Below are 15,279 nucleotides of genomic sequence, written 5' to 3'. Positions count from 1 at the left end.
CCACCACGGGGTCCGTCGCGCCGGCGGCGGCGCATGGGCATACCCGGCCCAGGGGACTGCGGGCGTCACCCCCATGACGCACCCCACCCGCGGTCCCCGCACCCGCCCCCGCCGCGCCCAGCACCGTCAGCTGCTCCGGGAGTCGCCGGAGCCGCCCTGAAAGGGAACACCTTGAACGGTTCCAGGCGGAGACTCATATCCGTCGTGGCCGCGAGCGCCACGATCATCGGCGTGGCGGCCACCTCCTCGGTGGCACTCGCCGCAGAGGCCACCCCCCAGCCCACCGCACCGGCCACCCAGGCCCTGCCGGCCCCGCTGCCCAGCGCGCCGGTCGAGAAGGTCATCGTCACCTACAAGTCGCGCGCGGCCGAGGCCACCTCGAACAGCGCGGCCAAGGGCGACACGGCCGAGAAGGCGGCGAAGACCGGCGAGAGCCTGTCCTTCGAGCGCCGTCTGGCGAGCGGCGCCACGCTGGTCGACCTGGGCGACAAGGCGACGAAGCAGGACGTCACGGAGGTCATGGACGCCTTCCGCGCCGACCCGGCGGTCGCGTCCGTGGAGCCCGACATCCGCGCCTACGCGATGGCGGTCACCCCCAACGACACCGACTACGCCAAGCAGTGGGACCTCTTCGAGGCCACCGGCGGCATGAACGTGCCCGCCGCCTGGGACAAGTCGACCGGCAGCGGCGTCACCGTCGCCGTCATCGACACCGGCTACGCCGCCCACTCGGACCTGAGCGCGAACACCATCGCGGGCTACGACTTCATCTCCAGCTCCGCCGACGCCCGTGACGGCAGCGGCCGCGACAGCGACCCCAAGGACGAGGGCGACTGGAACGCGACCGACGGCGAGTGCGGCACCGGCTCCCGGGCGAGCAGTTCCTCCTGGCACGGCACCCACGTGCACGGCACCATCGCCGCGTCGACCCACAACGCCAAGGGCGTCGCGGGCATCGCGTACGACGCGAAGGTGCAGCACGTCCGCGTGCTCGGCAAGTGCGGCGGCTCGTCCGCGGACATCGCGGACGCGATCACCTGGGCGTCCGGCGGCACCGTGCCGGGCATCCCGGCCAACCCGACCCCGGCCAAGGTCATCAACATGAGCCTGGGCGGTGCCAGCTCGACCTGCCCGACCGTCTACAAGAACGCCATCGACGGCGCCGTCGCCCGTGGCACCACCGTGGTCGTCGCGGCGGGCAACAGCAACGCCAACGCCTCCGGCTTCACGCCCGCCAACTGCTCGAACGTCATCAACGTGGCGTCCACCAGCCGTGAGGGCAACCGTTCGTACTACTCGAACTACGGCTCCATCATCGACGTCTCGGCCCCGGGCGGTGAGACCCGCCGCGCGACCGACACGCCGGGCACCATCACCACCCCCGAGAACGGCATCCTCTCCACGCTGAACTCCGGCACCACCACCCAGTCGCTGGAGAACTACAAGCCCTACCAGGGCACCTCGATGGCCGCGCCGCACATCGCCGGCCTCGCCGCGCTGCTGAAGTCGGCCAAGTCGACGCTGACCCCGGCCGAGATCGAGTCCGCGATCAAGTCGAACGCGCGCCCGCTGCCCGGCACCTGCACCGGCGGCTGCGGCACCGGCATCGCCGACGCCGCCAAGACCGTGAACGCCGTGACCGGTACTACCACCCCCGGTACCGGAGCGGCGTTCACCAACGCCACCGATGTGACGATCGTGGACAACTCGACCGTCACGTCCTCGATCTCCGTCACCGGCCGGACCGGCAACGCCCCCGCCGCCCTGAAGGTGGCCGTGGACATCAAGCACACCTGGCGCGGTGACCTGGTCATCGACCTGGTGGCCCCGGACGGCACCGCCTACCGCCTGAAGAACTCCAGCAGCAACGACTCGGCCGACAACGTCCTCGCGACGTACTCCGTCGACGCCTCGTCCGAGGTGGCGAACGGTGTCTGGAAGCTCCGCGTCCAGGACGTGGCCTCGGGTGACACCGGCTACATCGACTCCTGGGGTCTCACCTTCTGAGACCCGCGCGATAACAGCATCATCGCTGGTCAGGGGCGTGTTCATGGCACTTCGCCATGAGCACGCCCCGCGGCGTGTCCGCCCGGCTGGCGTCCACATGCCGGACACGACACCTGGACTCCGGTGGCCGAGTTCGTATTCTCTGCTCGCAGGCGGGTGCGCGGACAGGGGGTTCGCACACGCCGGGTCCCGAGGGTGGTGGTGCAGGTGAGGCCGGTTCCGTACCCCACCACGCCGGTCGGCCGGGAGGATCTCCTCGGGCGCCTGGACCAGGTCCTGCGTGCCCGCGGCCGCGCCCTGCTCACCGGCCCGGCCGGCATCGGCAAGACCGAGGTCGCCCAGGCCGCCGCCGATCACGCCGGCTGCCGCGGCGAGACCGTGCTGTGGCTCTCCCCGCAGCCCGCCGACCGGGACATGGCCGGAGCGGCCGCCGCGGCCCTCGTCTCCTCCGTGCCCCCCGCCGCCCTGGACGGCCTGCCGGACCCGCAGCGCGCCGCCGTCGCGGTGCTGTGCCGCGAGGCCGCCGCGCCCGAGACCGGCTGGGACCCCGTCGCGCTGCGCCTGGGCATCGCCCGCATCCTGCGCACCCTGGCCGAGCGCGGGCCCGTCCTGCTGGTCGTCGACGACGCCCAGCGCATCGACGCCGACAGCGCGGACCTGCTGCGCTTCGCGCTGCACCTGGCCCCCTCCGAGCTGCGGGTCCTCGCCGTCGAAACGCCGGACCCGCACGTCGACGGCGCCTCCTTCACGCTGTGGGTGCCCTCCGAGGCCGACGTCCTGCTCGTACCGCCGCTGCACGCCGACGAGATCGCGGAGCTGCTGGTCCAGCACCGCCTGCCGTCCCGGATGGCCGGGCGGATCCACCGCACCAGCGGCGGCAATCCCCGGCTCGCCCTCGCCGTCGGCCGGACCCTCGCCGACGCGCGCACCCCCGTGCACCACGCCGAGGCGCTGCCGCTCTCGGGCCGGGCCCGCGACCTCGCGCGCCGGATGCTCGCCCCCGCCTCCCCCGCCGTGCGCGCCGCGCTGCTGCTCGCCGCCCTGGCGCTGCGCCCGACGGCCGCGCTGATCCGCCGCGCCGGGCGCCCCACCGCGGAGGCGGAACTGGCGGCGGCCGAGCGCGCCGGGCTGATATCGGTGACCGAGGACGGGACGGTCGCGTTCACGGCGGGACTGCTGCCCTCCACGCTCGTCCACGACACGTGCTGGACCGAGCGCAGTGCCGGGCACGCGGCGCTCGCGCGGGTGGTCGACGACCCGGTGGAGGAGGTACGGCACCGGGCGCTCGCCACGGATGTCCCCGACGAGGACCTCGCCGCCGAGGTCGCCGCGGCCGCGGACACCGCGCGCCGCCGCGGCAACAGCGCGCTCGCCGCCGAACTGGCGCTGCTGGCCGCCGAGTCGACCCCGGTGCGCCTCGGGGAGCGGCGGATCGCGCGGCTGGTGGACGCCGCCGAGGAGGCCGCCCGCGCGGCCCGGGCCGACCTCGCGATGCGCGCCGCCGCGGACCTGCTGGCGCGGGACGCGGCGCCCGCGGACCGGGTACGCGCCCGGCTCGCCGTACTGGACACGGCCGGGCAGGGGCTGACGGACCTGGACGAGCTGTACGTGCACGCCACGGAGGACTCCGACGGCGACCCGGGCCTGCGCGCCGCCGTCCTGCTGCGGCTCGCGGTGAAGTACGTGCTCGCGGACGGCGATCCGGTACGGTCGCGGGCCGCGGCGGTCGAGTCGGCCGAACTCGCCGCGTCGGTGGGCGACCGGCACACGGCCGCGAAGGCGCTGACGCAGCAGGCCCGGATGGACCGGGTGCTGGGTTCGCCGGACGCCGAGCGGACGCTGGCCAGGGCCCGGTCCCTGGAGATGACCGACCGGCCGCTGGGTGTGCGCAACACCGCGCAGATCCTGACCATCCGTCACGCCCTCTTCGACGACCGGCTCGGCGAGGCCCGCGACCAGGTGCACGCCCTCCTGCCGCTGGTCGAGCAGCGCGGCCCGGTCGAGGACTCCATCGAGCTGCTGAACACCCTCGCCGAGGTCGAGGCCCGGCGGGGCCAGTGCGCGGCGGCCCTGGCGCACGCCGGGCGGTCGCTCGCCCTCACCCTGGAGGCGGGCCTGTCGCCGGGCCCCGCCTGGTACGTGCTGGCGCTGGCGGAGACCGCGGGGGGCAGCTTCGCGCGGGCCGCCGGATACGCGCGGCGCAGCGTGCAGGCGTCGGAGGAGGAGGGCGATCACGTCTTCCTCTCGCGCAGCCTGTACGCGCTCGGCCGCGTGCAGCTGGTCACCGGCGACGTGGCGGGGGCGCTGGAGACGCTGCGCCGCGTGCAGGAGGCGGAGAACGCCCGGAACGCCGTGGACCCGTCGATGCTGCGCTGGCACGAGGAGCTGGCCGAGGCGCTGCTGGCGAACGACGCCCGGGACGAGGCGGAGGCGCTGCTCGCCGACGTGGGCCCGGTCGCCGAACGCCTGGGCCGTACGACGGTGCTGCTGGGCTTCGACCGCGCGTACGGGCTGTGCCTTGCGGCCGGCGGCAAGACCGACGAGGCGGTGGCGCTGCTGGCGGAGACCGCCGACCGGTTCGGTGCGCAGGGGCTCGTGCTGGAGCAGGGGCGCTGCCTGATCGCCCTGTCACGCGTGGAGCGCAGGCGCCGCAGGCGGTCGGCCGCGCAGCAGGCCCTGCAGGCGGCTGCCACCGTCTTCGAGCGCGCGGGCGCCGTGCCGTGGCTGGGCCTGGCCGCGGACAACCCCTCCTACGCCGAGCCGGCGCCGGCCGCGCCGGGCGCGGGCAACGCGGCCGTGTCCCGGCTCACGGAGGCGGAGCTGCACCTGGCGCGGCTCGTCGGCGAGGGGGCGAGCAACCAGGAGGCGGCGGCCCGGCTGTACCTGAGCGTGAAGACGGTCGAGGCGCGGCTGACGCGCATCTACCAAAAGCTCGACGTCCGCTCCCGCGCCCAGCTCGCGACGGCGCTCAACCACCCCTAGGGTCCTTCATCCGGATCGGGCTGGATCAGGGAGTGGCGTCCGGCGCCGTGCGTCCCGGGGAGGGGTGTCATCCCGTCCCCGGGGACCGTCCGCCGACAGGCCCGTCGGCGACGGGGACGCCGAAGTCCGGGGTGCCGTCGGGGTTCCAGCCGAGCCGTTGGATGCGGGTGTGGCGGTTGGGGTCGTGCAGCGGGTCGCCGCTGATCTCCTTGTACGGGCGGGCGTGGTAGACGAGGACGTCGGTGCGGCCGTCCTCGGCGACGGTGAAGGAGTTGTGGCCGGGGCCGTACTGTCCGGTGGTGTCGCTGCTGGTGAAGACCGGTCGCGGTGATTTCGTCCAGGACGCCGGGTCCATGAGGTCGCTCCTGGAGTCGGCGGTGAGCAGGCCCAGGCAGTAGTTGCTGTCGGTGGCGCTTGCGGAGTAGGTGAGGAAGACGCGGCCGCCCCGCTGGAGGACGGAGGGGCCCTCGTTCACCTTGAAGCCGACGCACTCCCAGGGGTACTCGGGCGTGGTGAGCCGCACCTGAGGTCCGGTCAGGGTGCAGGGACCGGCCATCCTGGACAGGAAGACGGCGGTGTTGTTGTCCATGCCGGGCTCGTGCTGCGCCCAGGCGAGGTAGCGGCTGCCGCGGTGGGTGAAGGTGGTGGCGTCGAGGGAGAAGGTGTCCCAGGCGGTGACGATCCGCCCCTTCTCGGTCCAGGTGCCCTTGAAGGGGTCCTTGCTGCGGTTCTCCAGCACCCACATGCGGATCTTCCACACGTCGTCGGCGGGCGCGGCGGCGAAGTAGACGTACCAGCGCCCGTCGATGTGGTGGATCTCCGGTGCCCAGATGTGGGCGCCCAGGTCGCCGTCGGCGTGTTTGCGCCAGATCACCGCCTCCTCCGCACCGGCGAGCCCGCGCAGGGTGCGGGAGCGGCGCAGGACGATCCGGTCGTACTCGGGCGCGGTGGCGGTGAAGTAGTAGCGCCCGTCGGTGTGGCGGTGGATGTGCGGGTCGGCGCGGTTGCGGACGAGCGGGTTCGCGTACGCCGCCGGTGAAGCTTCCGGGACACGGCCGGCGGCGTGGGCGATCCCGGGGACGGCCGTGAGCGCGCCCGCGGCGAGGGCGCCCGTCAGGACGGATCGGCGGCTGGGGGGTGGTGCGTCGGTGCGGCTCATGCGGAAGACCCTCCAGATTGTTCGTCATATCGAACACCATCTGTGTGACCGAACGTCAGAACCGTAGGGTGCGCCGGGGAAAGAGGTCAACAGGCCGGCGGCGACCCGCCTCCGGCCGCGCCGTTCGGCTAGCTTCGGCCGCATGAGCAGTGCGCACACTCCCCTCACCGACGCCCTGGCCGCCGGCTCCGCCCTCGTCCTGGACGGGGGGCTGTCCAACCAGCTGGAGGCCGCCGGGCACGACCTCTCGGACGACCTGTGGTCGGCGCGGCTCCTCGCCGAGCGGCCCGAGGCCCTCGTCCGGGCGCACCTGGCCTACTACGAGGCCGGAGCCGATGTCGTGATCACCTCCAGCTACCAGGCGACCTTCGAGGGCTTCGCGCGGCGCGGCATCGGCCACGACCGGGCGGCCGGACTGCTGGCGCTGAGCGTGGAGTCGGCGCGGGAGGCGGCGCGCCGGGCGCAGGCCGGGAGCCCCGGGCGGCCGCTGTGGGTGGCCGCGTCGGCGGGGCCCTACGGGGCGATGCTGGCCGACGGCTCGGAGTACCGCGGCCGGTACGGGCTGACCGAGCGCGACCTGGAGCGGTTCCACCGGCCGCGGCTGGAGGTGCTGGCCGCCGCCCGGCCGGACGTGCTGGCGCTGGAGACCGTGCCGGACACGGACGAGGCCCGGGCCCTGCTGCGGGCGGTGCGCGGGCTGGGCGTACCGGCGTGGCTGTCGTACACCGTGGCCGGGGACCGCACGCGCGCCGGGCAGCCGCTCGAGGAGGCGTTCGGCCTCGCGGCCGGTGCCGACGAGGTCGTGGCCGTCGGGGTGAACTGCTGCGCCCCCGAGGACGCCGGCCGCGCGGTCGCCCTCGCGGCCCGGATCACCGGCAAACCGGTGGTCGTGTACCCCAACAGCGGCGAGCAGTGGGACGCGGCGGCGCATGCGTGGCGCGGGCGGGCGACGTTCCCGGCGGAGCAGGTGACGGCCTGGCGGCGCGACGGGGCCCGGCTGATCGGGGGCTGCTGCCGGGTGGGGCCGGGGGTGATCGCGGACATCGCGGCTCGTCTCCGCCCCGGCGACGGTTGATCGTGTGGCCGGTTCCGCGTGCACCGCGCGCCCGCCGGCCGGCCCGGGTCGGTTCCCGGTGCGCCGGGCGGGCGGCGGCGGGTTGGCCGGCCGGTGCGGCCGGCCGCCCGCCGCTCGGATGCCGCGGATCAGCCGCCGAGGGGAAGGCCGGCGGGCACACCGCCGAGGAGGCCGCCCACGGGGCCGCCGCCGACCGGCAGCGGGGAGGCCTGGCCCGGCTTGCCGTGGGACTGCGGGTCCGACGCGAGCAGGCCGGTGCTGTTGAGGTTGCTGGAGACGGGGGCGCCGACCGAGGCGGGCGGCTGGTCGCCGGCGGCCGCCGGTGCGACCCCCGCGATGCCCGCGCCCGCGAGGCCGGCGCAGACGGTGGCCAGTCGGATACCGGGACGGATGCTCATGTCTGACTCCTGGTACGGAAGGGGGAGGTGGAGGGTTGCTACAGGTATGTGCAACGAGCCCCGGCCGCCGACGACACTGCTCGGGCAGGTTTCCCCCTGCTCCCGGCACCTGCGGCACGGCCCGTCGCGGACCGGGGCGTGACACCTCCGGCGCGCGGGCGTTGTCCGGGTCATGGAATGCGAGAACGGCACAGAGAAACCGGCCCCGACCGTGGGTGTGGTGGTCGCGCGGACGGGCCGGCTGGCCCGGCTCGGCGACCCGTTGGCCTACGTCATGGGCCTGTTGGCACCCAAACTGCGCGGGATGCGGCTGGTGAGCCGCGACAGCCGCTCCAGCCCCGAGGGTGCACGGGAAGCGGTCCGCGAGCTGGTGGAACAGGAGGGAGCCCGGATCATCCTGACGCTGGCGGGCACGGAGGTGCTGCCGGCGGTCGCCGACGCCTGTGAGCAGGCGGAGGTGCCGTGCCTGTCCAGTACGTTCCCCTGGCAGGTGTACTACTACGGGCGGGGCGCGACGGCGCTGCGCCCGTTCCGGTGGACGTACCACTTCTGCTGGGGCCTGGACGACATCGCGGAGACCTTCGCCGACCTGTGGGAAGCGGTGGACGGCACGGACCGCGGGCCCGTGGGGTGCCTGTGGAACGACGGCCCGCAGGGCACCTGGTCGCGCCACGCCGAGCACGGCTTCGTACCGGCGGCGCGCGCGCGTGGGCACCGCCTCGTGGATCCCGCGGCGTACCGGGAGCCGGCCGCCGGCCTGGAGGATCACGTCGCGGCGCTGGCCGAGGCGGGCGTGCGTATCGTGACGAGCGCCGCGACCGGCGCCGACCTCGCCGTCTTCCGCCGGACGGCCCGGGCCCGCGGACTGCCGCTGCGGATGATCACCTGTTCACGGTGGCTGGCGTACCCGCCCGTCCCCACGGCCACCGGGGAGCCGCCCCAGGCGCAGGTGGCGACGCTCGTCTACTGGAGCCCCGCCCACCCCTACCGCTCCTCGGTCGACGGCATGACCGCGGCCGAGCTGGCCGAGGCGTACGAGCGGGCCACGGGAAATCAGTGGCTCCAGCCGCTCGGGCTCGCCTACGCGCTCTTCGAGGTCGCGGCGCACGCTCTGGAGAGCGCGGCCGACCCCGGGGACCGGGCCGCGGTGGCGGCGGCGATCGGCGCGACGCGCCTGGACACCGTCGCGGGCCCGCTGGACTGGACGTCCGGGCCCGTGCCGAACGTGGCCACGGTGCGGCTGGCGGGCGGCCAGTGGCAGCGCGGCCGGACGCATCCGTACGAACTGGTCGTCGTCCACAACCGCCGGGTGCCGGGCCTGCCGGTCGGCGGGGAGCTGGTCCCCCTCGGGTGACCTGGTGCCGGGGCCCTGCAGCACGTCAGCTGCCCTCCCCCGGCTGACTTGATGCCGGGGCCCGGCAGCGCGCGGCGGGGGGGGGGGGGGGGGGGGGGGGGGGGGGGGGGGCGGGGGGGGGGCGCGGCCCCCCGGGCCCCCCCCCCGCCCCGCCCGCCCCCCCCCCCGCGCCCCCCCCCCCCGCGCCCGCCCGGGCGGGGGGGGGGGGGGGGGGGGGTGGGGGTGTGGGGGGGGGGGGGGGGGCGGGGGCGGGGGGGGGGGGCGGCGCGGGCGCGCCCCCCCCCCCCCCCCCCCCCCCCCCCCCCCCCCCCCCCCCCCCCACGGCCGCTCAGCCCCGTATCACCGGCCGGGCACCGCCCCCGGGGCACCGGGGCGGTCCCTCACCGGGGCGCCGATGCGCTCGGCGTCTCCCGGTCAGCCGCCGGGCCTGATCCGGCCGCGCCAGGCCCCGGACTCGCCTCCGCGGGTCTCGATGTACTCCTTGAACCGCCGCATGTCGCCCTTGACGCGCCGGTCGATCGTCCCGGTCATGTCGGCGGCCTTCTCGGCGGCGCCGCTCGGCTCGATGTCCATCACCAGCTCCACGCGCGTGTGCGTGTCGTCCAGGCGCTGGAAGCTCACCATGCCCTTCTGCCGCGTGTCGCCGCTGGTGGTGCGCCAGGCGATCCGCTCGTCCGGGAGCTGGTCGATGATCTCGGTGTCGAACTCACGCTGTACGCCGGCGATCTTGGTGACCCAGTGGTTGTGGCGGTCGTCGAGCTGCCGGACCTCCTCGACGCCCTCCATGAACTCCGGGAACGACTCGAACTGCGTCCACTGGTTGTACGCGGTATGGACGGGGACCTCGACCTCTACGGCTTCCTTCACCGTGCTCATCAGTGACTCCTCGCTTCCGTGACGGCAGCGCGCGACGGTGTGGCCCGCCACGCTCGCACGTCCTGCGGGTAACCGGCCTGCGCCCGGTTATGCATGCCGCTCCCCGTGCGGTCGGCCGCACGGGGAGCCACGCGGCCGGCCGCGCCGCAACCGGGCCGGCGGACGGGCGGGGGCGGGCTTGATCAGGACCGGGCCGAAACCACCTGGGCATTGTCAGTGGTCATCCTTACGATGGTCGTCAATTCCGAGTCCTCCTCGGTGGCGTGTGCGGATGCCCGCGTGCGGCACCGGGGCCGGGCCGGGCCCATCGCGATTCGTGAGGGGGGGACCCCGCGATCGCCCGACCCGCACCCGCGGCTGCCGTCCGGAGCCGTGAGGGTGCCCCTTCGTACCCATGAACCTTCGCTCGTCCCGTTCCTCCGAACCCTCCGAGTCCGAGCCGTCGGTCAACACCTTCCAGGTGGACCTCCGCGGCCTGGTCGACCTGCTGTCGCACCACCTCTACTCCAGCCCCCGCGTCTACGTCCGCGAGTTGCTGCAGAACGCCGTGGACGCGGTCACCGCCCGCCGCGCCCACGACCCCGCCGCACCCACCGGCATCCGCCTCACGGCCACCGGCGACGCCGTCGTCATGGAGGACACCGGCATCGGACTGACCTCCGAGGAGGTGCACACCCTCCTCGCCACCATCGGCCGCAGCTCCAAACGCGACGCCCTGGACAGCGCCCGCCAGGAGTTCCTGGGCCAGTTCGGCATCGGGCTGCTCGCCTGTTTCGTCGTCGCACGGCAGATCCGCGTGGTGTCCCGTTCCGCCCGCAGGCCCGAGGAGCCGCCCGTCGAGTGGCTGGCGAGCGACGACGGCTCGTACACGGTACGGACGCTGCCGCACGACGCGCGGCCGGAGCCCGGCACCACGGTCCGGCTGGAGCCGCGCCCCGGCGCCGAGGAGTGGACGGAGCCGCGGCGCGTCGCCGAACTGGCCCGGGACTTCGGCTCCCTGCTGCCGTACGAGGTCACCTTCACCGGACCGGACGCCACCGACCGCCCGCTGACCGAGCGGCCCGCGGTGTGGGACCGCGCGTACCCGACGCCCACCGCCCGCCGGGTGGCGCTCGCCGGGCACTGCGCCCGCGTCTTCGGGTTCACCCCGCTCGACTCGATCGACCTGGACCTGCCGGTCGCGGGCGTGCGCGGCGTGGCGTACGTCCTGCCCTCCGCCACCAGCCCGGCCCACCGGGCGGCCCACCGGGTCTACCTGAAGGGCATGCTGCTCACCGACCGGGCCGACAACCTGCTGCCGGACTGGGCGTTCTTCGTGCGCGTCGTCCTGGACACCGACACGCTCCGGCCCACCGCCTCCCGCGAGAACCTCTACGACGACGAGACGCTCGCCGCCGTGCGCGAGGCGCTCGGGGTCCGCATCCGGGCGTGGCTCGCCGAGCTCGCGGCAGGTGACCCCGACCGGCTGGCGGCGTTCCTCACCGTGCACCACCTGGGTGTGAAGTCCCTGGCGCGGCACGACGCGGAGCTGTTCTCGCTGATGCTGCCGTGGCTGCCGTTCGAGACCAGCGACGGGCGGGTCACGCTCGACGAGTTCGTCCGGGCCCACCCGCAGGTGCACTTCACGCGCACGGTGGAGGAGTTCCGGCAGGTCTCCCCCATCGCCGCCGCCCACGGCCTGGGCATCGTCAACGGCGGGTACACGTACGACACGGACCTCATCGACCTGCTGCCGCAGGTGCGGGAAGGCGTCACCGTCAGCGAGCTGGACGCGGGCGCCGTCACCGCGCACCTCGACCCGGTCGAGCCGCAGCAGGAACTGGCCCTCGCCGGGTTCCTCGCCACCGCCCGGGCGCGGCTGGACGCGCTGGACTGCGACGTGGCGGTACGTGCCTTCCAGCCGGTCACGGTCCCGGCGCTGTACCTCGACGACCGGGAGGCCCGGCACGAGCGGGACCGCGCGGCGGCCGAGGAGGGCGCGGACAGCCTCTGGAGCGACATCCTGGGCGCCCTGCGCGGCTCGGCACCCCGCTCCCGCCTGGTCCTGAACCACAACAACCCCCTGGTGCGCCGCATCGCGGCGATCAGTGACGCCGAACTGGCCGGCACGGCCGTCGAATCGCTGTACGGGCAGGCCCTGCTGATGGCGCAGCGCCCGCTGCGCCCCGCCGACACCTCGCTGCTCAACCGGGCCTTCCTCGGGCTCCTGGAATGGGCCACGCACCCCACGACCACCACCGCTCAGGGCCCCCAGGAGGGCGACAAGTGACCACCGCAGAACACTCCCCCGAGGACGTCCGCCGCGCCCTGTGGGAGAACGATTCCGCCCCGAACGGGCTGCTCCGCAACGCCCGCGCGGAGGAACTGGTCACCGCGGCGGAGTCCACCGGTGACCGCGATCTGCTGCGCCAGGCGCTGTTCGGGCTCATCAGGGCGTACGAGTACAGCACCGAGCGCGGGAAGATGCTGGTGCCGTTCGCCCGGCTGATGCAGGAGTGGGACCGCGACCCGTCCGCCTTCGACGCCGGCGACACCCACACGTTCCACTGGATGTTCAAATGGGTCAGCTCCGGGATGCTGACGCTCCCGGAGATCCCGTTGTCGACGATGGAGCAGTGGCTCACCGAGATGGAGCGCCGCTACCGGGTGGCGGGCCACAGCGAACGGGCGGTGCGGCAGGCGGAGTTCGAGCTGGCCGAGGTCACGGGCGACGCGGCGCGGACCGCGCGCGCGTTCGCGGCGTGGACGGCGGCGGAGCGGGACCGCATGGCCAACTGCCACGCCTGCGAACTCAACGACCAGGGTGCCTACTGGCTGAGTCAGGGGCAGGACGACAAGGCCCTGCGGACGTGGGCTCCGGTCCTCGACGGTGAGTCCGCCTGCATGGAGGAGCCGCACCGGGTGCTGGCCAAGTCGCTCGTACCGCTGGTGCGGACCGGGCGGCTGGACGAGGCCCGGGCGAACCACCTGCGCGGCTACCGCATGGCGCGGGGCAACGAGAGCCTGCTGCCCTCGATCGGCCGGCACATCGAGTTCTGCGCGCTGACCGGCAACGAGGGCCGCGGTCTGGAGATCCTGTCCGAGCACGCCGCGCACCTCGTGTCCGACGGCAACCCGTGGGCGCGGCTGGAGCTGTTCACCGGCGCGCTGGTCCTGCTGCGCAGGCTGGTCGCCATCGGCATCGGCGAACAGCCCGCGGTCGCCTACGCGGGGCGGCAGCGCACGGTGCGGGAGCTGCACGACCTGCTGGACGCCGAGGCCGCGGCCATCGCCGCCCGTTTCGACGCGCGCAACGGCAGCGACGTCATATCGGGCCGGCTCAGGCGCAGCCTGGAGCAGGAGCCGCTGGTGGCGGCCCTGCCGCTGGGCGTGCGGGCCGCCCGGCTCGCCGGCCCCACCGCCGTTCCGGGCGGCGCCGCGGCCGTCGTGGCGAGTGGGAACGGGAACGCGGGCGCGGCGGGCGGGGACCGCCAGGCGGACACGCTGCCCGGGCTGGTGGCCGAGGCGCGCAGGCTGCGCACCCTCGGGCATCCGCGCGCCGCGGCCCTCTGGGACCGCGTCGAGGCGCTGGTCGCGGGGGCGGGCGGCGAGGCGGCCGATCCGCTGCTCGCCGCCGATCTGCTGGACCACCGCGCCCTGCGGGCCGGGCGCGGCGGGGACCCGTCCGCGCGGGAGCTCTTCGAGCGGGTCGCGGCCGCCTACCGGGCCGCCGGGGAGCCGAGCCGGGCGGTCCTCGCCGAGCTGCGCGTGGTGTCGGCCGCAGTGCGTGCGGGTGCCGAGCCCGGGGAGATCCGTGACCTGCTCGCCGCGGCCACCGCGTCGGCACACGCCCTGGCTCCCGAGGACCCGACGCGGACGCGCCGTACGGCCACCGCCGCCCTGACGCGGATCAAGGTCGAGGCGATGCTGTCGCACGATCACGGAGACCGAAACGAACACGGCGATCACGGCGCATCACGCCTGGGCACCGATCTGACCGCCTTCGTCGAGCAGTTCGCCCAGCACGCGAACGACGAGGGCGGCGTCGACGATCTGCTCGCCGAGGCCGACCGGATGCGTGCCGACCTGGCGTGGCAGGCCGGCGACCCGGACACCGCCGAGGAGCTCCTGTCGCTGGCCGCCCAGCGGGCCGTCGCCTCCGGCCACCCCTGGGACGCGGCCGAGCCGATGGCCCGGCGGGCGCGGCTGCTGATGCGGCTGGGCAGGTTCACGGAGGCCGAGGACGCGGCGCGCGGGGCGCTCGCGCACAGCGCGGAGCTGGTGGACCCGGACGAACTGGCCCCGATACGGCTGACGCTGGCGGAGGTGCTGTACGAGCAGGACGGCAAGGAGGCCGAGGCGGCGGACCACGCCCTGGAGGCGGCGCACTGGTACGACGCGGCCGGCGACTCCGCGGGGGCGGGGGCGTACGCACGGCTGGTCCTCGCCCAGGCCCTGGGGGAGACGGGACGGGCGGCCGAGGCGGCCGAGGTGCTGGAGTCGGCGCTGCCGGACCTGCTGGAGCACGGCGACGAGCAGGTCGTCCGGGCCCGGGACACGCTCGCGCGGAACCTGGGTGCCCTGGGCGACCGGCGGGCGGCCGCGGAGCAGTACCTGCTCGCCGCCGAGGTGGCCAAGGGCTGGGAGCACGCGGGGCCGCACGCCCAGCTCGCGACGCTCGCCGCCGAGTGCCTGTCCGGCGCGGGCCTGCGGGACGAGGCGGTGGCCGCCTACCAGCGGGCCGTCGAGCTGTGGGAGGGCGTCGGCCATCCCGTCGCCCTCGCCAGGGCCCTGCGCTCGCTGGCCTGGCTGGAGGTGCAGGGGGGCGACGCGGACGCGGCGAAGGAGCTCATGGCCAGGGCGCTCGCCGCGGTCGGGGGCGAGGACGCCGCACAGCTGGCGGAGCGTGCGCGTACCTGGTCGCAGACGGCCGAGCTGCTGCTGGGCGAGCTGGACCGGCAGCACGAGGACGATGCCCGTGACGACGGTGCGTACGAGGACGATGCCCGTGACGACGGTGCGTACGAGGACGACGCGCGCCGGGACGCGAGCCGCCGCGACGGCGAGGAGGACGAACCAGGCCGGTCCGCGGCGGCCGCGGCTGTGCGGCGGGAGGCGGTGCGCCTGCTGGAGCAGGCGGACGCGGCGTTCGCCTCGCTGGGTCCCGGCGCGCTGGACGAGCGGACCCGGTGCGCCGTCCAGGCGGCCTGGGCCGAGTACGAGCTGGGTCGGGCCGGCGCCGCGACCGACCGGCTGCGGGCCCTGATCAGCGAGGTGCGCGCGCTGGGCACGGAGGAGTCCCGCGGCTGTCTGCCGCAGCTGGAGCACACACTCGCCCAGCTGGAGCGGCAGGACTGAGCGGCGGCGACCGGTACCCGTCACGCGACGGGACGGACGCCGGGGAGCCGGGCGGGGGGTGACCCCCGGGCCAGGGGTGTCATGTTCCTCG

At 75.1% G+C, this 15,279-nt stretch carries 9 protein-coding genes; 6 read left to right on the top strand and 3 right to left on the bottom strand.

The genetic code is table 11. From position 1 onward, the window contains the following. Window positions 1–204 precede the first annotated feature (204 nt). Both ACIA79_RS14215 and ACIA79_RS14210 read left to right on the top strand, forming a co-directional pair. Window positions 205–2,007 (top strand): S8 family peptidase, encoded by a 1,803-nt coding sequence (locus ACIA79_RS14215; protein ID WP_399428640.1) that lies wholly within the window; start codon window positions 205–207, stop codon window positions 2,005–2,007. A gap of 207 nt (window positions 2,008–2,214) precedes the next feature. After that, window positions 2,215–4,989 carry an AAA family ATPase gene (locus ACIA79_RS14210; RefSeq protein WP_399428510.1) on the top strand — a complete coding sequence of 925 codons (2,775 nt, stop codon included), beginning with the start codon at window positions 2,215–2,217 and terminating at the stop codon, window positions 4,987–4,989. A 67-nt stretch (window positions 4,990–5,056) separates the two neighbouring features. Here ACIA79_RS14210 and ACIA79_RS14205 read toward each other — a convergent pair whose 3' ends face one another. Next, a complete protein-coding gene (locus tag ACIA79_RS14205) occupies window positions 5,057–6,148 on the bottom strand; it encodes a family 43 glycosylhydrolase (protein WP_399428509.1) in 1,092 nt (363 codons plus the stop codon). Between the two features lie 142 nt (window positions 6,149–6,290). Between ACIA79_RS14205 and mmuM the strand changes: the two genes are divergently transcribed. Beyond that, entirely contained in the window at window positions 6,291–7,223 is a 933-nt protein-coding gene (mmuM, locus tag ACIA79_RS14200; protein ID WP_399428508.1) for a homocysteine S-methyltransferase, read from the top strand. Between the two features lie 128 nt (window positions 7,224–7,351). Here the strand turns inward: mmuM and ACIA79_RS14195 are convergent, their stop codons facing one another. Continuing rightward, a complete protein-coding gene (locus ACIA79_RS14195) occupies window positions 7,352–7,621 on the bottom strand; it encodes a hypothetical protein (protein WP_399428507.1) in 270 nt (89 codons plus the stop codon). Between the two features lie 220 nt (window positions 7,622–7,841). Between ACIA79_RS14195 and ACIA79_RS14190 the strand changes: the two genes are divergently transcribed. Beyond that, the gene (locus ACIA79_RS14190) at window positions 7,842–8,975 is read left to right on the top strand and encodes an ABC transporter substrate-binding protein (RefSeq protein ID WP_399428506.1); all 1,134 of its coding nucleotides are present in this window, start codon (window positions 7,842–7,844) and stop codon (window positions 8,973–8,975) included. 414 nt (window positions 8,976–9,389) lie between these two features. Here the strand turns inward: ACIA79_RS14190 and ACIA79_RS14185 are convergent, their stop codons facing one another. Further along, on the bottom strand, window positions 9,390–9,851 hold the full coding sequence (locus ACIA79_RS14185; RefSeq protein WP_399428504.1) for an SRPBCC family protein: 462 nt from the start codon (window positions 9,849–9,851) through the stop codon (window positions 9,390–9,392). Window positions 9,852–10,245: 394 nt separating this feature from the next. On the opposite strand from ACIA79_RS14185, the gene ACIA79_RS14180 reads away from it, so the two are divergent. Both ACIA79_RS14180 and ACIA79_RS14175 read left to right on the top strand, forming a co-directional pair. Next, on the top strand, window positions 10,246–12,120 hold the full coding sequence (locus tag ACIA79_RS14180) for an HSP90 family protein (protein ID WP_399428503.1): 1,875 nt from the start codon (window positions 10,246–10,248) through the stop codon (window positions 12,118–12,120). Next, the gene (locus ACIA79_RS14175) at window positions 12,117–15,188 is read left to right on the top strand and encodes a tetratricopeptide repeat protein (protein WP_399428502.1); all 3,072 of its coding nucleotides are present in this window, start codon (window positions 12,117–12,119) and stop codon (window positions 15,186–15,188) included. Before ACIA79_RS14180 ends, ACIA79_RS14175 begins: the two co-directional genes overlap by 4 nt. The last annotated feature ends 91 nt before the right edge of the window (window positions 15,189–15,279 follow it).

Source organism: Streptomyces sp. NPDC051310 (assembly GCF_044455245.1).
Taxonomy (GTDB): domain Bacteria; phylum Actinomycetota; class Actinomycetes; order Streptomycetales; family Streptomycetaceae; genus Streptomyces.
The sequence above is the reverse complement of the archived record's forward strand: the minus strand, read 5'-3'. Positions and strand labels throughout refer to the sequence as shown.

Excerpts from the sequence above, each read along its gene's own strand:
- mmuM (WP_399428508.1), top strand. The coding sequence starts at position 6,291 with ATGAGCAGTGCGCACACTCCCCTCACCGACGCCCTGGCCGCCGGCTCC.
- ACIA79_RS14185 (WP_399428504.1), bottom strand. The coding sequence starts at position 9,851 with ATGAGCACGGTGAAGGAAGCCGTAGAGGTCGAGGTCCCCGTCCATACC.
- ACIA79_RS14180 (WP_399428503.1), top strand. The coding sequence starts at position 10,246 with ATGAACCTTCGCTCGTCCCGTTCCTCCGAACCCTCCGAGTCCGAGCCG.
- ACIA79_RS14205 (WP_399428509.1), bottom strand. The coding sequence starts at position 6,148 with ATGAGCCGCACCGACGCACCACCCCCCAGCCGCCGATCCGTCCTGACG.
- ACIA79_RS14195 (WP_399428507.1), bottom strand. The coding sequence starts at position 7,621 with ATGAGCATCCGTCCCGGTATCCGACTGGCCACCGTCTGCGCCGGCCTC.